Genomic DNA, 14969 nt, shown 5'->3' with positions numbered 1-14969 from the left:
GCCTCCGGGCCCGTTCGCGTACCGCCGCCTGCTACTTCCAGGTGAGCTTGTTGCGCTCGAACTCCCGCTTCAGCTGGTCCTGGAGGGCCGGGACCAGGGTCTTCACGTAGGTCGCGGTGATGTGCGAGCCGTCGCGGTAGACCAGGGCCGAGCCGATCACCGCCGGGCACTTGCCGCCCGGGCAGATCATCGGGTTGAGGTCGATGACGCCCAGGTTGAGCTTCTTGGCCAGTTCGGTCTGCAGGTCCGCGGTCTCGTAGTTCGAGTCGAACGCGCACGTGGAGAGCTTCGACCTGTTCTTGGCCACGCACTCGTAGACCGGCGAGGGCACGCCGTTGACGTTGTTCAGCACCACCGTCACCGGGATGCCGGCCTTCTGCAGCGTGGTCCAGTGGCGCTCCATGCCGTCCCGCATCGGCGGGATCTCGCCCTCGCCGGCGCCCGCCGGGTCGGACAGCGCGCGGGCCGAGTTCTGCGAGGTCAGCACCATCGCCGGGTGCAGCTCAAGGATCTTGGCCATCGCGTTCTTGTTCCAGTCCGCGCAGCTCTTGTACGCGCGGTCGTTCAGCACCGTGACGCTGTCGGAGAACGCGCAGCTGGACTTGGTCACGGTGACGATGTGGATGCCGTGTTCCTTGCCGATGGCGTCGAGGGCCGGCTCCCACTGCAGCATCTTCGAGTCGCCGGCCATCACGACCACCGTCGGGGCCGAGGTGTCGCCGAAGTCGCAGCTGGCCACGTTGGGGGTGTCCTGGTTGGCCTGGCACTTCTTCGGATAGGCCTCCGGGATGTCCGCGAGCGCCTTCAGCGGGTCGGGCCGGACGGTCGGGTACCGGTTGGTCTTCCACAGGTCGCCCTGCTGCTGGGAGTTCATCCCGTTCAGCATCGCGGCGCCGGCCACCGGGCCGCCCTTGTCGTCGGAGCCCGCGCCGATGAAGGCCAGCAGCACGCCGCAGGCGACGGCGACCGCGGTGAACGGCAGACCGACCGCCCAGGCCGCCTTGAACGGCCGCGCGAACGCCGTGGAGAACCGGATCGGGTTCTCGACCAGCTTGTGCGACAGCCACGCCGGGACGACGGACACCGCCACCGCGGCGACGCCGACCTTCGTCCCGGTGCCCCACTCGGCCTGCGCGGCGACCAGCAGCGGCCAGTGCCACAGGTACAGCGAGTAGCTGATCCCGCCGACCCACACCAGCGGCTTGAGGGCCAGCAGCCGCCCGGCGCCCGCCGGACCGCCGACCCCGCCGGCCAGCACGGCGGCCGCGCCCAGCGTCGGCAGCAGCGCCCAGTAGCCGGGCCAGGCGAAGGTGCCGTCGATGAAGTACCCGCCGCCCAGGATCATCAGCACGCCGAGCGTGCTGATCACCGCGCGGGTGCCGCCCAGGAACACGTCCAGGTGCGGCAGGGCCAGCGCGACGATCGCGCCGACGGCCAGCTCCCAGAAGCGGGTCGGGGTGACGAAGAACGCCGCCTCCGGCGAGTTCGCGGTGTGGACCACCGAGTAGAACAGCGAGACCGCCGCCACCAGCGAGATCACGACGGCCAGCAGCCGGGGCAGCGCGACCCGGATCTTCGGGGCGATCCACAGCGCCAGCACGATCAGCACCGGCCAGACCAGGTAGAACTGCTCCTCCACCGCCAGCGACCAGAAGTGCTGGACGGGCGAGGGCATGACGTCCGCGGCCAGGTAGTCGACCGAACGGTCCGCCAGCCGCCAGTTCACGAAGTACAGCGCCGCGGCCAGGATGTCGCCGCCGAAGACGGAGCGCTGCGTGATCGGCAGGAAGACGTAGGTGAGCCCCGCCGCCGCCAGCAGGGCGAGGCAGGCGGCGGGCAGCAGCCGCTTCGCCCGGCGGGCGTAGAACCCGGCCAGCGAGAGGCGCCCGTTCTTGTCTATCTCGTGCACCAGCAGCGAGGTGATGAGGAATCCGGAGATGACGAAGAAGACGTCGACTCCGACAAAACCGCCCGGCAGCAGCTTCGGCGCCGCGTGGAAAGCCAGCACCAGGAGCACCGCGACGGCCCGCAGACCCTCGATGTCCGGGCGGAACGCGCTGCTCCCGCGTTCCTTGCGCCTGGACGCTCTTCGCCCCCCGCCCGGGGCAGGTGCCTCCCGTGTCGCCGTCGCGAGGTCCCCACGGCCGGGCTGGTGGTGACTGCTCATGAACCCTCTTTCTTTCCCCCGGTTCTCGAACGAAGCACTTCGCCGAGCCGCCGAAAGCACTCCACTGACGACCGATTGGGTCCAGATCATATGGGTGCGCCGTGCACGACGCGTATCCCGGCCGCCCCACGACCCGTCAGCGCATCGGCCCCGGAACCAGTTGCAGCGAGGACACGCCCTGGCGGAAGGCCTGCTGCGCGTCCGCCGAGGTGGTGAACCGCCAGTCGTAGCGGGAGCCGTCGGTGTCGGAGAACTGGAACCAGACGAACCCGATGACCCGCGGGTGCGCCGACACCCAGGAGAAGAAGTCCTTGATCAACGTCGCCTTGACGCCCGACGGCCGCACCCCGGCCTCGCCGATGAACAGCGGCTTGTCCGACAGCGCCGTCAACTCCCGGTAGGTGGGGCCCAGCAGCTGTTCGGCGGTGGTCTCGCCGCCCGTGCTGTACGCCTCCGTCCCGATCCAGTCGACGTAGTCGTCACCCGGGAAGTAGCGCGACAGCGGGGACTTGTCGGGGCTCTGCAGGTCCGGGCACCAGAACCAGATCACATTGGTGACCTCCTGCCACTCGAACACGTCGTGGACGTGCCGCCAGGCCGCGATGTAGTCGCCCCGCCGATTGCCGTTGCGGTCCTCCGACCACGTGTACCAGGGCTCGTTCATCTCGTGCGCGAAGCGCAGCACCACCGGGCGGCCGGTCTTCTTCACGGCCTTGGCGAAGCGCTTGATGTAGTCGTCGAGCTCCCCCGAGGCGATCTTCCGCAACGCGAACTGCGGCTGGTCGACCGCCTTGTCACCGCCGGCCCACGGCTCCCAGGTGAGCAGCGGCACCCCGCCGAGCCGGTACGCCTCGTCGAACGCGGCCTCGTCGAAGTCCTGGTTCCACTTCAGGAAGTACTCCTGGACGGTCGGCCGCACCCCCACCGTCTGCGCCAGGTCCGCGGCCTCCTCGGCGTCCGGCGCGCTCGGCGTGGCTATCCCGAACAACTTCCCCTGCGGGCTGAGCAGTTGATCCCGCCGAGCCCGGGTGCCGGGCTGCTCCGACGGCGCGTCGGAGGAGTCCTGGGACGGCGTACCCGCGCCGCCCGGGCCGGTCGGGTCGGCGGACGCGGTGGTGGACGCGGACGCCCCGCCCGGCGAGCCGTTGTTCAGCAGCAGCGCGGTGCAGCCCAGCACCAGGACGACCGCCAGGGCCACCCGGCCCAGCGGCGGGAAGTTCCGCCACAGCCGGGCTATCAGAAACGCATGCAGCCGCACCGGCCACGGCCGGTGCGGCAGCATGCGGTCACTCCCCGGGCGGCTACCCGGCATTCGTCAGGGCGGCCTGGCCACGGGCCTTCAGGTCGTCCAGTGCCTGCTTCGACACACCCGCCGCGGCCGACTTGGTCGCGGGAGTGCCGTCGGTCACCGGGGACATGTCGGCGTTGCCCGCCGTGGTGAAGACCATGTACCGGCCGAAGGCCTTGTTCGAGAACGCGCACTGGCTCAGGTCCGGGCAGAACCGCGGACCCTTGTCGGACCGCAGCGGCTTGATGTTGCCGACCACCTTGGCCTGCGCCGTGTCGGCCGCGTTCTTCGAGTCGAACACCACGACGCCGACCGTCACCGCCGCCTTGTCGGACTGGTAGGTCGCCAGGTAGATGTCCTTGCAGTTCTGCGCTTCCAGCACCTTGCCCAGGCCGTTGACGGTGCCGGACGCGCACTGGTCGCCGTGCTCGGTCGCGACCTTGGTCAGCACCTGGCCGTCGACGGTCAGGGTGTTGTTCGGGAACAGCGCGTCCAGCGAGATCGGCGCCTTGTCGGTGGAGCCCTTGCTGAGCGCGCCCTCGGCGGTCGTCGGCTTCCCGCCGTTGGCCGAGGAGGAGCTCGACGCCGACGGCGACGCCGACCCCGAGGTGCTCGCGGACGGGCCGGCCACGATCGGGTCGGCCGGCTTGTCCTGCGAGGTGAGCAGCACCGCGCCGGCGACGATGCCGCCGACCACCAGCAGGCCGCCCACCGCGCTGAGCACCACCATGTTGCGCTTGCGCTTGCGCCGCTCGTCCTCGTGCTGGCTGGCCATCGCCGACCAGTCCGGCGCCTCCGCGTCACCCTGGAACGTCGAGGCGCCGTAGCGGCCCTCGAACGGCTGCTGGCCGGGCATCTGGTGGCCCTGGCCGTACGCCTGCGGCGACGGCGGCGGGTAGGCGTACCCGCCGCCCTGCGGGGGCGGGTAGCCCGGCCCCGGCTGCTGCGGGTAACCCGGCGGCGGCGCCTGCTGCGGCTGCGGGTAACCGGGCGGCGGCGCCTGCTGCGGGTAGCCGTACGCGGGCTGCGGCGCGCCCTGCGCTCCCGGCATGCCCTGCTGCGGCGGGACCCCCGGCCCCGATGCCGGCGGCTGCGGCTGCGGCTGATCCTCGGACATCAACGCCCCCTCCACGCTTCGATCACAGTCCCGCATGCTATCGGTAGTGCTCCGTGCCTCGACAGCCTGTCCGGGGCACGGGTAAAGCGTTGTTGATCCGACATCAAAGCCGGAGTCGACGAACCGTCAGCCCAGGTGCAGGCGAACCGATTCGGCAAGGCGCTCGCAGACCTCCTGGGCCTGCTCGTGGCCGACCGCCTCGACCATCACCCTGACCAGCGGCTCGGTGCCCGACTTGCGCAGCAGCACCCGCCCGGTGGTGCCGAGTTCGGCCTCCGCCCCGGCGACCGCGGCCTGCAGTTCGGCGCAGGACTCGACCCGGTCCTTGTCGACGCCCTTGACGTTGATCAGCACCTGCGGCAGCCGGGTCATCACGGTGGCGAGGTCGGCCAGCGGCTGCTTGGTGGCGGCCAGCCGGGCGCCGAGCATCAGGCCGGTCAGGGTGCCGTCGCCGGTCGTGGCGTGGTCGAGCAGGATCACGTGGCCGGACTGCTCGCCGCCGAGCGCGAAGCCGTGCTGCTTCATCTCCTCCAGCACGTACCGGTCGCCGACCGCGGTCTGCACCAGCTCGATGCCCTCGCGCTCCATCGCCAGCTTGAAGCCGAGGTTCGACATCACGGTCGCCACCGCGGTGTTGCGGCGCAGCGTGCCCGCTTCCTTCATGGCCACCGCGAGGATCGCCAGGATCTGGTCGCCGTCGACCTCGTTGCCCTCGGCGTCGGCGGCCAGGCAGCGGTCCGCGTCGCCGTCCAGGGCGATGCCCAGGTCGGCCTTGTGCTCCTGCATCGCGACGCGCAGCTTGTCCAGGTGGGTGGAGCCGACACCGTCGTTGATGTTCAGGCCGGTCGGCTCGGTGCCCAGGGTGTACACCACCTCGGCGCCGGCCCGGGCGAACGCCTCCGGGGCGACCCGGGCGGCCGCGCCGTGCGCGCCGTCGATGACGACCTTCACGCCGTCCAGCCGGTTCGGCAGCACCGCGACCAGGTGCGCCACGTACCGGTCGAAGCCCTCGTTGTAGCTGCGGACCCGGCCCACCGCGGCGCCGGTCGGCCGCGCCCAGGTCTCGTCGCCGACGCCGTAGCGGCGGTAGTGCGCCTCGATCGCGTCCTCGATCGCGTCGTCCAGCTTGTGGCCGCCGCGGGCGAGGAACTTGATGCCGTTGTCCGGCATCGCGTTGTGGCTGGCGGACAGCATCACGCCGAAGTCCGCGCCGAGCGCGCCGGTCAGGTACGCCACCGCCGGGGTGGGCAGCACGCCGACCCGCAGCACGTCCACGCCGGCGCTGGCCAGGCCGGCGATCACCGCGGCCTCCAGGAACTCTCCGGACGCACGGGGGTCACGGCCGACCACGGCGACCGGCCGGTGCCCCTCGAACGCGTTCGCGTCCCCGAGCACATGGGCGGCGGCCACTGACAGGCCGAGCGCCAGTTCCGCAGTGAGGCCCACGTTGGCCACCCCGCGCACCCCGTCCGTACCGAAGAGTCGTGCCATGTTCGCGTTCGTCCCGTCCTGTCAGCGCCTGTCGGCTCGGTTGGTACCAGCCCCCGCGGACCCCGCACGAGTCCGGGAGGCACAACGCCCCGGAGCACGAAGTGTGCTCCGGGGCGAGGATCGCATGCAGGGTGCGATTAGCGCTTGCTGTACTGCGGCGCCTTGCGGGCCTTCTTCAGACCGGCCTTCTTGCGCTCGACGGCGCGGGCGTCACGGGTCAGGAAGCCGGCCTTCTTCAGCGGGCCGCGGTTGTTGTCCACGTCCGCCTCGTTCAGCGCACGGGCAACGCCGAGGCGCAGCGCGTAGGCCTGACCGGAGACGCCGCCACCCGAGATGCGGGCGATGACGTCGTAACGGCCGTCCAGCTCCAGGAGCTTGAAGGGCTCGTTCACGGTCTGCTGGTGCACCTTGTTGGGGAAGTAGTTCTCCAGGGTGCGACCGTTGATCTTCCACACGCCGGTGCCGGGGACGATGCGCACGCGGGCGATCGCCTCCTTGCGGCGGCCGAGGCCGGCGCCGGGGACGGCTTCGCCGAAGCGGCCGGCCAGCGACTCGGTGGTGTACTCGGACTCGGAGGTGTACTCGTCGACGTTCTCGTCGTCGAATTCGACCTCGAGGGTGCTCTCGATGGCAGTCTCGGCCACGGTGTTCCTCAGCTCTTCTACGTCAGTTGGGGTGTGGGTGGCCGGAATTACTGCGCGACCTGGGAGATCTCGAACGGCACCGGCTGCTGCGCAGCGTGCGGGTGCTGGTCGCCCGAGTAGACCTTCAGCTTCGAGAGCATCTGGCGGCCGAGGGTGTTCTTCGGAACCATGCCCTTGATGGCCTTCTCGACGGCCTTCTCCGGGTTGTTCGCCAGCAGGTCGTCGTAACGGACCGAGCGGAGACCGCCCGGGAAGCCGCTGTGACGGTAGGCGAGCTTCTGGGTCTTCTTGTTGCCCGAGAGGTGCACCTTGTCGGCGTTGATGATGATGACGAAGTCACCAGTGTCAACGTGCGGCGCGTAGATCGCCTTGTGCTTGCCCCGCAGGAGGTTGGCGGCCTGGGAGGCCAGGCGGCCGAGCACGACGTCGGTCGCGTCGATGACGTGCCACTGACGCTGGACGTCGCCGGGCTTGGGGCTGTACGTACGCACGGTCGTAGCCTTCGCTTTTCAGTGAGTGGGTCCTGACAGGAGCACACAGACCTGGGGCCTCCAGCCGACCGTCCCGGACGCAATTCGGGCGTTGGCCGCTGGAGTTCGGCCTGTGGTGTCTCCGGCGTACCGACCTCTCACGTGAGATAGAGCGAGCCAATACGCACAACAGCAGCCAACAATACCGGGCCGGGGGCGCTGACTCCAAACCGGCCCGGCGAGGTCAGCGGTCGCGGGCCACCCGGGCCTCGTCCCAGACCGGCTCCGGCGACTCGTACACCCGGCCGTCCGAGCCGAACACCAGGAAGCGGTCGAAGGTCCGCGCGAACCAGCGGTCGTGCGTCACGCACAGCACCGTGCCGTCGAACGCCTCCAGGCCCTGCTGCAGCGCCTCCGCGCTCTCCAGGTCCAGGTTGTCGGTCGGCTCGTCCAGCAGCAGCGCCGTCACACCGGACAGCTCCAGCTTGAGGATCATCAGCCGGGCCTGCTGCCCACCGGACAGCGACTCGAACTTCTGCTCCTCCTGCCGGTCCAGCTCGTACCGGCGCAGCGCCGACATCGCGGCGCCCCGGGACAGCGCGTGCTCCTCCTCGACGATCGACCGCACCGTCCGGCCCAGCAGCTCCGGATGGGCGTGGGTCTGCCGGAAGTGCCCCGGCACCACCCGGGCGCCGAGCTTCCAGGTGCCGCCGTGCTGCACCGACTCGTCGCCGGCCAGCAGCCGCAGGAAGTGCGACTTGCCGGAGCCGTTCGAGCCCAGCACCCCGACCCGCTCGCCGTAGAAGACCTCCAGGTCGAACGGCTTCATCAGGCCCTTCAGCTCCAGGCCCTGCATGGTGAACGCCCGCACGCCGGTACGCCCGCCCTTCAGCCGCATGCTGATCGACTGCTCGCGCGGCGGGGCCTCCGGCGGGCCGGCGTCCTCGAACTTCTTCAGCCTGGTCTGCGCGGCCGCGTACCGGGACGCCATCTCGTGGCTGACCGCCGCCGCCTGCCGCAGCGTGAGCACCAGCTTCTTCAGCTTGGCGTGCTCCTCGTCCCAGCGACGGCGCAGCTCCTCGAAGCGCTCGAAGCGGGCCTTGCGCGCCTCGTGGAAGGTGTCGAAGCCGCCACCGTGCACCCAGACGCTGGAGCCGGCCGCGCCGGACTCCACTGCGATGATCTTCTCGGCGGTACGGGAGAGCAGCTCACGGTCGTGCGAGATGTACAGCACCGTCTTGCCGGTGGCCCGGATGGCCTCCTCCAGCCAGCGCTTGCCCGGCACGTCCAGGTAGTTGTCCGGCTCGTCCAGCAGCAGCACCTCGTCCGGACCGCGCAGCAGCGCCTCCAGCACCAGCCGCTTCTGCTCGCCGCCGGACAGCGTGTTCAGGCCCCGCCACTGCGCCCGCTCGAACGGCATGCCGAGCGCCGCCGTCGTGCAGACGTCCCAGTCGGCCTCGTACTCGTAGCCGCCGGCGTCCGCCCAGTCGGAGAGCGCCTGCGCGTACGCCATCTGCGACTTCTCGTCGTCCTGCGCGATCATCGCCAGCTCGGCGGCGTCCACCGTGCGCGCGGCGTCGGCGATCCGCTTCGGCGCGACGGAGACCAGCAGGTCCCGCACCGAGGCGTCGGCGGCCAACGCGCCCGGGGTGCCCTTCGCGTCCTCCCGGCCCGTGGTGCCGACGAACTGGCGCATCACGCCCAGCCCGCCGCTCACCGTCACCGAACCGCCGTGCGGCTGCACGTCCCCCGCGATCATGCGCAGCAGCGTGGTCTTCCCCGCGCCGTTCGCGCCGACCAGCGCGACGGCCGCGCCCTCACCGACGCGGAAGGACGCGTCGTCGAACAGCACCCGCCCGTCCGGCAGGTAGTACTCCAGGTGCGAGATCTCGACATGTCCCATGCTTCTGGATTGTGCCAAGGGCTCGCCGACCGACAAAACGGATTACCCGCCGCCCCTGCCCACCCGCCCGAGCACCCCCGGCGAACCGGCGGGAAACCAGCTCAGTCGGATCCGCCCGGCACCGAGCCGGCGGCCCCCTCGGCGGCGCCGTCCCCCAACGTCCGCAGCCGCCGCGAGACCCGGTTCCGCTCCGCGAGCAGCGCGTCCTCCGGGTAACCGACCTCCTCCAGCGTCAGCCCGTGCGGCCGGATCACGTTGACCGCCGAGTTCCGCACGCCGCCCGCCAGCACCTCGCCCGGGAACTCCACCGGCCGGTGCCCGTCGCCGACCAGCAGCATCGCGCCGACCAGCGACCGCACCATGTTGTGGCAGAACGCGTCCGCCCGCACCGTCGCCACCGCCAGCGAGCCCTCCTGGGCCGCGTACGGGTCGATCGGCACCCGGTCCCAGTGCACCTCCAGCAGGGTGCGGATGGTGGTCGCGCCCTCGCGCTTCTTGCAGTACGCGGCGAAGTCGTGCTCCCCCACCAGCAGCTTCGCGGCGGCGTTCATCCTCTCCAGGTCGAGCGGCCGGTCGTGCCACAGCACGTGCCCGCGCAGCATCGGGTCGACGCCGCCCTGGTGGTCGGCGACCCGGTACGCGTAGCGCCGCCAGATCGCCGCGAACCGCGCGTCGAACCCGTGCGGCGCCTCGGCCACCCGGTACACCCGGACGTCCGCGGGCAGTCGCCCGGCCAGCCGGCGCAGCAGCTTCTCGCCGTGCTGCGCCCACAGTTCGTCCGGCAGGTCGACGTGCGCGACCTGCCCGCGCGCGTGCACGCCGGCGTCGGTGCGGCCGGCCACCGTCAGCGGGAAGTTCTCCTCGCTCCGGGTCACGATCCGCAGCGCGTCCTCCAGCTCGCCCTGCACGGTGCGCCGCCCGCGCTGCCGGGCCCAGCCGGAGAACTCCGCGCCGTGGTACGCCAGATCCAGCCTGATCCGGGTGTGCCCGTCGGCCGGGCCGTCCTTCACCGGCGGCCGCTCCGCGCAGTCGTTCACCACTCCAACTCCCCTGTCTCCCAGCTGAGATGCGAACGGGCCCGCTCTCCCGAGGGACGGGAGGGCGGGCCCGGTCACGGACCTACGAGGCTCAGGCCTCGGTGGTCTCGGCCTCGTCGGCCTTGGTCTCGGCGGCCTGCTCGGCCTCCTTGACGGCGCGCTTGGCAGCGGCCTCGGCCTCGGCGACGGTCGCCTTGGTGGCGATCTCGCCCTCGACCAGCTCGATCACGGCCATCGGCGCGTTGTCGCCACGGCGGCCGCCGATCTTGGTGATACGGGTGTAACCGCCGGGGCGGTTCTCGAACCGCGGGGCGATCTCGGTGAAGAGGGTGTGCAGCACCGACACGTCGGTGATGGTCTTGCGCACCAGGCGACGGTTGTGGATGTCGCCCTTCTTCGCCTTGGTGATCAGCTTCTCCGCCAGCGGGCGCAGGCGACGAGCCTTGGCCTCGGTGGTGGTGATGCGGCCGTACTGGAACAGCTCGCGGGCCAGGCCGGCCAGCAGCAGCGGCTCGTGGGACGGACCGCCGCCGAGGCGGGCACCCTTGGTGGGACGGGGCATGGTTACTCCTCGAATCTCCGACTACGGCCGTACCAGGTACCGCAGCGGGCGTACGGACACTGTGTCCGTACGACTTTCATGGTGCCGGGGGCGGTCCGCTCGGGACCGCCCCCGGTGCCAAAACTCAGTACTGCTCGGTCTCCGCGTAGCCCTGGTCGTCCAGGTCGTCGGCGCCGAAGGCGTCGGCGGCAGCGGTCGGGTCGAATCCGGGCGGGCTGTCCTTGAGGGCCAGGCCCATGCCGGCCAGCTTCGCCTTGACCTCGTCGATCGACTTCGCACCGAAGTTGCGGATGTCGAGCAGGTCGGCCTCGGAGCGGGCAACGAGCTCACCCACGGTGTGGATGCCCTCGCGCTTGAGGCAGTTGTAGGAGCGGACGGTGAGCTCCAGCTCCTCGATCGGCAGCGCCAGATCGGCGGCCAGGGCGGCGTCCGTCGGGGACGGGCCCATGTCGATGCCCTCGGCGTCGACGTTGAGCTCGCGCGCCAGGCCGAACAGCTCGACCAGGGTCTTGCCGGCCGAGGCCATCGCGTCACGGGGACGCATGGCGGGCTTGGTCTCGACGTCGACGATCAGCTTGTCGAAGTCGGTGCGCTGCTCGACACGGGTGGCCTCGACCTTGTAGGTGACCTTCAGCACGGGGCTGTAGATCGAGTCGACCGGGATGCGGCCGATCTCCTGGCCGGAAGCCTTGTTCTGCACGGCGGAGACGTAGCCGCGACCGCGCTCGACGGTCAGCTCCATCTCCAGCTTGCCCTTGCCGTTCAGGGTGGCGAGGACCAGCTCGGGGTTGTGCACCTCGACACCGGCCGGCGGCGCGATGTCGGCGGCGGTGACCACACCCGGGCCCTGCTTGCGCAGGTACATCACGACCGGCTCGTCGTGCTCCGAGGAGACGACCAGCTGCTTGATGTTCAGGATGAGGTCGGTGACGTCCTCCTTGACGCCCGGCACGGTGGTGAACTCGTGCAGGACACCGTCGATGCGGATGCTGGTGACAGCGGCACCCGGGATCGAGGAGAGGAGCGTACGGCGGAGCGAGTTGCCGAGGGTGTAGCCGAAGCCCGGCTCCAGCGGCTCGATCACGAACCGCGAGCGGAACTCGTCGACGACCTCTTCGGTCAGCGACGGACGCTGAGCGATAAGCATGGGGGAAATCCTCCAGTTGTCTTCGGCACCCACTATTTGATGCCGACAGGACCAAGCGTACGGGCTCCCGCGCAAAACGAGAGCCCGTACGAGGTTTAAAGCGGGTGGTTACCGCGAGCCCGAAGGCGCCGAATCAAACGCGGCGGCGCTTCGGCGGACGGCAGCCGTTGTGCGGGGTGGGGGTGACGTCCTGGATCGAGCCGACCTCCAGGCCGGTGGCCTGGAGCGAACGGATCGCGGTCTCGCGGCCGGAGCCCGGACCCTTGACGAAGACGTCGACCTTGCGCATGCCGTGCTCCTGCGCGCGACGGGCAGCGGCCTCGGCGGCCATCTGCGCGGCGAACGGGGTGGACTTGCGCGAGCCCTTGAAACCGACGTGGCCGGCGGAGGCCCAGGAGATCACGTTGCCCGCGGGGTCGGTGATCGAAACGATGGTGTTGTTGAACGTGCTCTTGATGTGGGCGTGCCCGTGAGCGACGTTCTTCTTCTCCTTGCGGCGGATCTTCTTCGCGCCGGCAGCCTGACGACCCTTGGGGGGCATAAGTCTGTTCTCCTACTGAGGTGGTCGGTCCGCTATCCCGCGGGCCGGAGGGATGTCCGGTTGACGGGACGGACTACTTCTTGCCCGGCTTCTTCTTACCGGCGATCGCGCGACGCGGGCCCTTGCGGGTACGCGCGTTGGTGTGGGTGCGCTGACCGCGGACCGGCAGGCCACGGCGGTGACGCAGGCCCTCGTAGCAGCCGATCTCGACCTTGCGGCGGATGTCGGCGGCGACGGCGCGGCGGAGGTCACCCTCGACCTCGAAGTTCGCGTCGATGAACTTCTGCAGCTTGACCAGGTCGTCCTCGGTGATGTCGCGGACGCGAACGTCCGGGCTCACACCGGTCTCGGCCAGGGTCAGCTGGGCGCGGGTACGGCCGATGCCGTAGACGTACGTGAGGGCGATCTCGATCCGCTTTTCGCGGGGGAGATCAACGCCGGCGAGGCGTGCCATTCATGGCTCCTGTGGTTCTTCAGAGGTCTGACGTGCCGCCTACTCGCTGTCTCTCGACAGGGAGCCCCGGCCTCTGACCGGGGGTGGCAGTCCGTCCAGGTGGACGGATCGGGCGGCCCGCGTATGACGTTGATGCGCGTCGCGCGAAGGTACTACGAGAAATGCTGGGGGGTGACTCAGCCCTGGCGCTGCTTGTGGCGCAGGTTGTCGCAGATCACCATGACCCGGCCGTGACGGCGGATCACCTTGCACTTGTCGCAGATCTTCTTGACGCTCGGCTTGACCTTCATGATTCAGGTTCTCCGGGGTCTAGATCTGACGTTTGTTACTTGTAGCGGTAGACGATCCGGCCGCGGGTCAGGTCGTAGGGGCTGAGCTCCACCACGACCCGGTCATCCGGAAGGATGCGGATGTAGTGCATGCGCATCTTGCCGCTGATGTGAGCGAGGACCTTGTGACCGTTCTGCAGCTCGACCTTGAACATCGCGTTCGGAAGAGACTCGATCACGGTGCCCTCGATCTCAATGGCGCCTTGCTTCTTAGCCATGAACTGCGAGATCCACCCTTCGGGTCCGGCTACCGTATGCGGAACGCTCGTGCGAACCAGGCTTCACCTCGGCCCGGGAGTACTCCCCTGGGCTGAGGGCGTGCCGAAACACGCTACGAGAGAGCCGACGCACCATCGTAAACCAAGCACCGCGCCGGAGCGAAATTCTCAGCCCTTGGCCGTCACCTGGATGGGGAGCGCAGGCTCCACCACCGCGGTGCAGGCGGAGCAGCGGCGGGCCGCCTGGGGGATCTCGGTGAGGCACTCGGGGCACGGCCGCTTGGGCGTGGCGGGCTTCTTCGGCAGGTACCGGGCGGTCGCCTTGGAGACCGGGAGCACCACGCAGAAGTACAGCACCGCGGCGGTCAGCACGAACGCGATCAGCACGTTCAGGAACTGGCCGTACGGGAAGGTGACGTCGGCGACGGTGAACTTGTACGAGCTGAAGTCGCCGGCCGCGCCGACCACCACGCCGAGCACCGGCGTGAGGAACGCGGTCACGAAGCCGGTCACGACGCCGGTGAAGGCGGCACCGATGACCACACCGACGGCCATGTCGATGACGTTGCCGCGCATCATGAAGTCGCGGAAGCCCTTGAGCACTTGTCTCTCCTGGAGGGGTCGAAGCTGCGGGTGTCAGCTGACGAAAATAGGACAGAAGGCCTGGAGGTCAAAACCCCCAGGCCCCCAGCTGCCGCTTTGAGAGATGTCCCTCAGATCATCGGCCGTCCCGCGTGCCGCCCCTGCGGGGTCAGGCCAGCGGGTCCGGCGCCGCGGTGACGCCCAGCTTCGCCAGCTCCGCCTTGCCGCCGTCGAAGGCGGTCAGCACCAGCGGGCCCTGCTCGGTGACGGCCACCGAGTGCTCCCAGTGCGAGGCCCAGGTGCCGTCGGTGGTGACGACCGTCCAGTCGTCGTCCAGGATCGCGGTGTGCGGGGTGCCGAGCGAGACCATCGGCTCGATCGCCAGCACGGTGCCGGGCACCAGCTTCGGGCCCTTGCCGCGGCCGGCCACGTAGTTCAGCACGTGCGGCTCCATGTGCATGGCGGTGCCGATGCCGTGGCCGCCGTAGCCCTCGGTGATGCCCCACTTGCCCTTCGGGGGCAGCGGCTGGCGGCGGATGAAGCCCTCGATCGCCCGGGAGACGTCGACCAGGCGGTTGCCCTTCTTCATCTGGGCGATGCCGGCCCACATCGAGCCCTCGGTGACCTTCGACAGCATCACGTTCTCGTCGGCGGTCCCGCCGACCGCGACGGTGATGGCCGCGTCGCCGTGCCAGCCGTCCAGGATCGCGCCGCAGTCGATCGAGATCAGGTCGCCGGCCTTCAGCACCTTGTCGCCGGGGATGCCGTGGACGACCTCCTCGTTCACCGAGGCGCAGATCACGCCCGGGAACCAGAGGCCGCCGTGGTCGGCGCGGAAGTTGGACGTGGCGCCGTGCTTGGTGATGACCTGGTCGGCGATCTCGTTCAGCTCACCGGTGGTCACCCCCGGGGCGACCGCCTCGCGGCACGCCTTCAGGGCCTCGGCGACGACCAGCCCGGCCGCCCGCATCTTGGCGATCTGCTCGGGGGTCTTGATCTCCATCTGGTCCACGCCTTCC

16 protein-coding genes are annotated in these 14969 nt (G+C 70.0%); all 16 read right to left on the bottom strand.

Going from position 1 to position 14969, the window contains the following annotated elements:
* Positions 1-31: 31 nt before the first annotated feature.
* The 16 genes from ACFV4P_RS21310 to map all read right to left on the bottom strand — a co-directional run bounded on the left by ACFV4P_RS21310 (position 32) and on the right by map (position 14953).
* The gene (locus ACFV4P_RS21310; RefSeq protein WP_380473280.1) at positions 32-2167 is read right to left on the bottom strand and encodes an acyltransferase family protein; all 2136 of its coding nucleotides are present in this window, start codon (positions 2165-2167) and stop codon (positions 32-34) included.
* A 136-nt stretch (positions 2168-2303) separates the two neighbouring features.
* On the bottom strand, positions 2304-3449 hold the full coding sequence (locus tag ACFV4P_RS21305; RefSeq protein WP_380473278.1) for a glycoside hydrolase family 26 protein: 1146 nt from the start codon (positions 3447-3449) through the stop codon (positions 2304-2306).
* A gap of 19 nt (positions 3450-3468) precedes the next feature.
* The gene (locus ACFV4P_RS21300) at positions 3469-4572 is read right to left on the bottom strand and encodes a hypothetical protein (RefSeq protein ID WP_380473276.1); all 1104 of its coding nucleotides are present in this window, start codon (positions 4570-4572) and stop codon (positions 3469-3471) included.
* Positions 4573-4698: 126 nt separating this feature from the next.
* The gene (gene glmM / locus ACFV4P_RS21295; RefSeq protein ID WP_073807955.1) at positions 4699-6063 is read right to left on the bottom strand and encodes a phosphoglucosamine mutase; all 1365 of its coding nucleotides are present in this window, start codon (positions 6061-6063) and stop codon (positions 4699-4701) included.
* Positions 6064-6200: 137 nt separating this feature from the next.
* The gene (gene rpsI / locus ACFV4P_RS21290) at positions 6201-6707 is read right to left on the bottom strand and encodes a 30S ribosomal protein S9 (RefSeq protein ID WP_073807953.1); all 507 of its coding nucleotides are present in this window, start codon (positions 6705-6707) and stop codon (positions 6201-6203) included.
* 47 nt (positions 6708-6754) lie between these two features.
* Positions 6755-7198: a 50S ribosomal protein L13 gene (gene rplM / locus ACFV4P_RS21285; RefSeq protein ID WP_073807951.1), complete on the bottom strand. Its 444-nt coding sequence runs from the start codon at positions 7196-7198 to the stop codon at positions 6755-6757.
* Between the two features lie 223 nt (positions 7199-7421).
* Positions 7422-9080 (bottom strand): ABC-F family ATP-binding cassette domain-containing protein, encoded by a 1659-nt coding sequence (locus tag ACFV4P_RS21280; RefSeq protein ID WP_073807950.1) that lies wholly within the window; start codon positions 9078-9080, stop codon positions 7422-7424.
* Between the two features lie 101 nt (positions 9081-9181).
* The gene (gene truA / locus ACFV4P_RS21275; protein WP_380473273.1) at positions 9182-10117 is read right to left on the bottom strand and encodes a tRNA pseudouridine(38-40) synthase TruA; all 936 of its coding nucleotides are present in this window, start codon (positions 10115-10117) and stop codon (positions 9182-9184) included.
* Positions 10118-10208: 91 nt separating this feature from the next.
* Positions 10209-10679: a 50S ribosomal protein L17 gene (gene rplQ, locus ACFV4P_RS21270; protein WP_073807948.1), complete on the bottom strand. Its 471-nt coding sequence runs from the start codon at positions 10677-10679 to the stop codon at positions 10209-10211.
* Between the two features lie 124 nt (positions 10680-10803).
* Positions 10804-11826 carry a DNA-directed RNA polymerase subunit alpha gene (locus ACFV4P_RS21265; RefSeq protein WP_030457404.1) on the bottom strand — a complete coding sequence of 341 codons (1023 nt, stop codon included), beginning with the start codon at positions 11824-11826 and terminating at the stop codon, positions 10804-10806.
* Between the two features lie 133 nt (positions 11827-11959).
* Positions 11960-12367, bottom strand: coding sequence for a 30S ribosomal protein S11 (gene rpsK, locus ACFV4P_RS21260; protein WP_030232513.1), 408 nt, complete (start codon positions 12365-12367; stop codon positions 11960-11962).
* 73 nt (positions 12368-12440) lie between these two features.
* The gene (gene rpsM, locus ACFV4P_RS21255; RefSeq protein ID WP_380473271.1) at positions 12441-12821 is read right to left on the bottom strand and encodes a 30S ribosomal protein S13; all 381 of its coding nucleotides are present in this window, start codon (positions 12819-12821) and stop codon (positions 12441-12443) included.
* Positions 12822-12997: 176 nt separating this feature from the next.
* Entirely contained in the window at positions 12998-13111 is a 114-nt protein-coding gene (gene rpmJ, locus ACFV4P_RS21250; protein WP_003956441.1) for a 50S ribosomal protein L36, read from the bottom strand.
* A gap of 35 nt (positions 13112-13146) precedes the next feature.
* Positions 13147-13368, bottom strand: a complete 222-nt coding sequence (gene infA / locus ACFV4P_RS21245; RefSeq protein ID WP_003956442.1) for a translation initiation factor IF-1 — start codon at positions 13366-13368, stop codon at positions 13147-13149.
* 168 nt (positions 13369-13536) lie between these two features.
* Positions 13537-13971, bottom strand: coding sequence for a large conductance mechanosensitive channel protein MscL (mscL, locus tag ACFV4P_RS21240; RefSeq protein ID WP_380473269.1), 435 nt, complete (start codon positions 13969-13971; stop codon positions 13537-13539).
* Between the two features lie 148 nt (positions 13972-14119).
* Positions 14120-14953 carry a type I methionyl aminopeptidase gene (map, locus tag ACFV4P_RS21235; RefSeq protein ID WP_073808358.1) on the bottom strand — a complete coding sequence of 278 codons (834 nt, stop codon included), beginning with the start codon at positions 14951-14953 and terminating at the stop codon, positions 14120-14122.
* Positions 14954-14969 lie beyond the last annotated feature (16 nt).

Source organism: Kitasatospora sp. NPDC059795 (assembly GCF_042732175.1).
Classification (GTDB): Bacteria; Actinomycetota; Actinomycetes; order Streptomycetales; family Streptomycetaceae; genus Kitasatospora.
The sequence above is the reverse complement of the archived record's forward strand: the minus strand, read 5'-3'. Positions and strand labels throughout refer to the sequence as shown.

What these genes read in the sequence shown, in the direction of transcription:
- glmM (WP_073807955.1), bottom strand. Translation starts at nt 6,063, where the DNA reads ATGGCACGACTCTTCGGTACGGACGGGGTGCGCGGGGTGGCCAACGTG.
- ACFV4P_RS21300 (WP_380473276.1), bottom strand. Translation starts at nt 4,572, where the DNA reads ATGTCCGAGGATCAGCCGCAGCCGCAGCCGCCGGCATCGGGGCCGGGG.
- rpmJ (WP_003956441.1), bottom strand. Translation starts at nt 13,111, where the DNA reads ATGAAGGTCAAGCCGAGCGTCAAGAAGATCTGCGACAAGTGCAAGGTG.
- rpsK (WP_030232513.1), bottom strand. Translation starts at nt 12,367, where the DNA reads ATGCCCCCCAAGGGTCGTCAGGCTGCCGGCGCGAAGAAGATCCGCCGC.
- infA (WP_003956442.1), bottom strand. Translation starts at nt 13,368, where the DNA reads ATGGCTAAGAAGCAAGGCGCCATTGAGATCGAGGGCACCGTGATCGAG.
- rplQ (WP_073807948.1), bottom strand. Translation starts at nt 10,679, where the DNA reads ATGCCCCGTCCCACCAAGGGTGCCCGCCTCGGCGGCGGTCCGTCCCAC.
- ACFV4P_RS21305 (WP_380473278.1), bottom strand. Translation starts at nt 3,449, where the DNA reads ATGCTGCCGCACCGGCCGTGGCCGGTGCGGCTGCATGCGTTTCTGATA.
- ACFV4P_RS21280 (WP_073807950.1), bottom strand. Translation starts at nt 9,080, where the DNA reads ATGGGACATGTCGAGATCTCGCACCTGGAGTACTACCTGCCGGACGGG.
- ACFV4P_RS21310 (WP_380473280.1), bottom strand. Translation starts at nt 2,167, where the DNA reads ATGAGCAGTCACCACCAGCCCGGCCGTGGGGACCTCGCGACGGCGACA.
- ACFV4P_RS21265 (WP_030457404.1), bottom strand. Translation starts at nt 11,826, where the DNA reads ATGCTTATCGCTCAGCGTCCGTCGCTGACCGAAGAGGTCGTCGACGAG.
- map (WP_073808358.1), bottom strand. Translation starts at nt 14,953, where the DNA reads ATGGAGATCAAGACCCCCGAGCAGATCGCCAAGATGCGGGCGGCCGGG.
- rpsM (WP_380473271.1), bottom strand. Translation starts at nt 12,821, where the DNA reads ATGGCACGCCTCGCCGGCGTTGATCTCCCCCGCGAAAAGCGGATCGAG.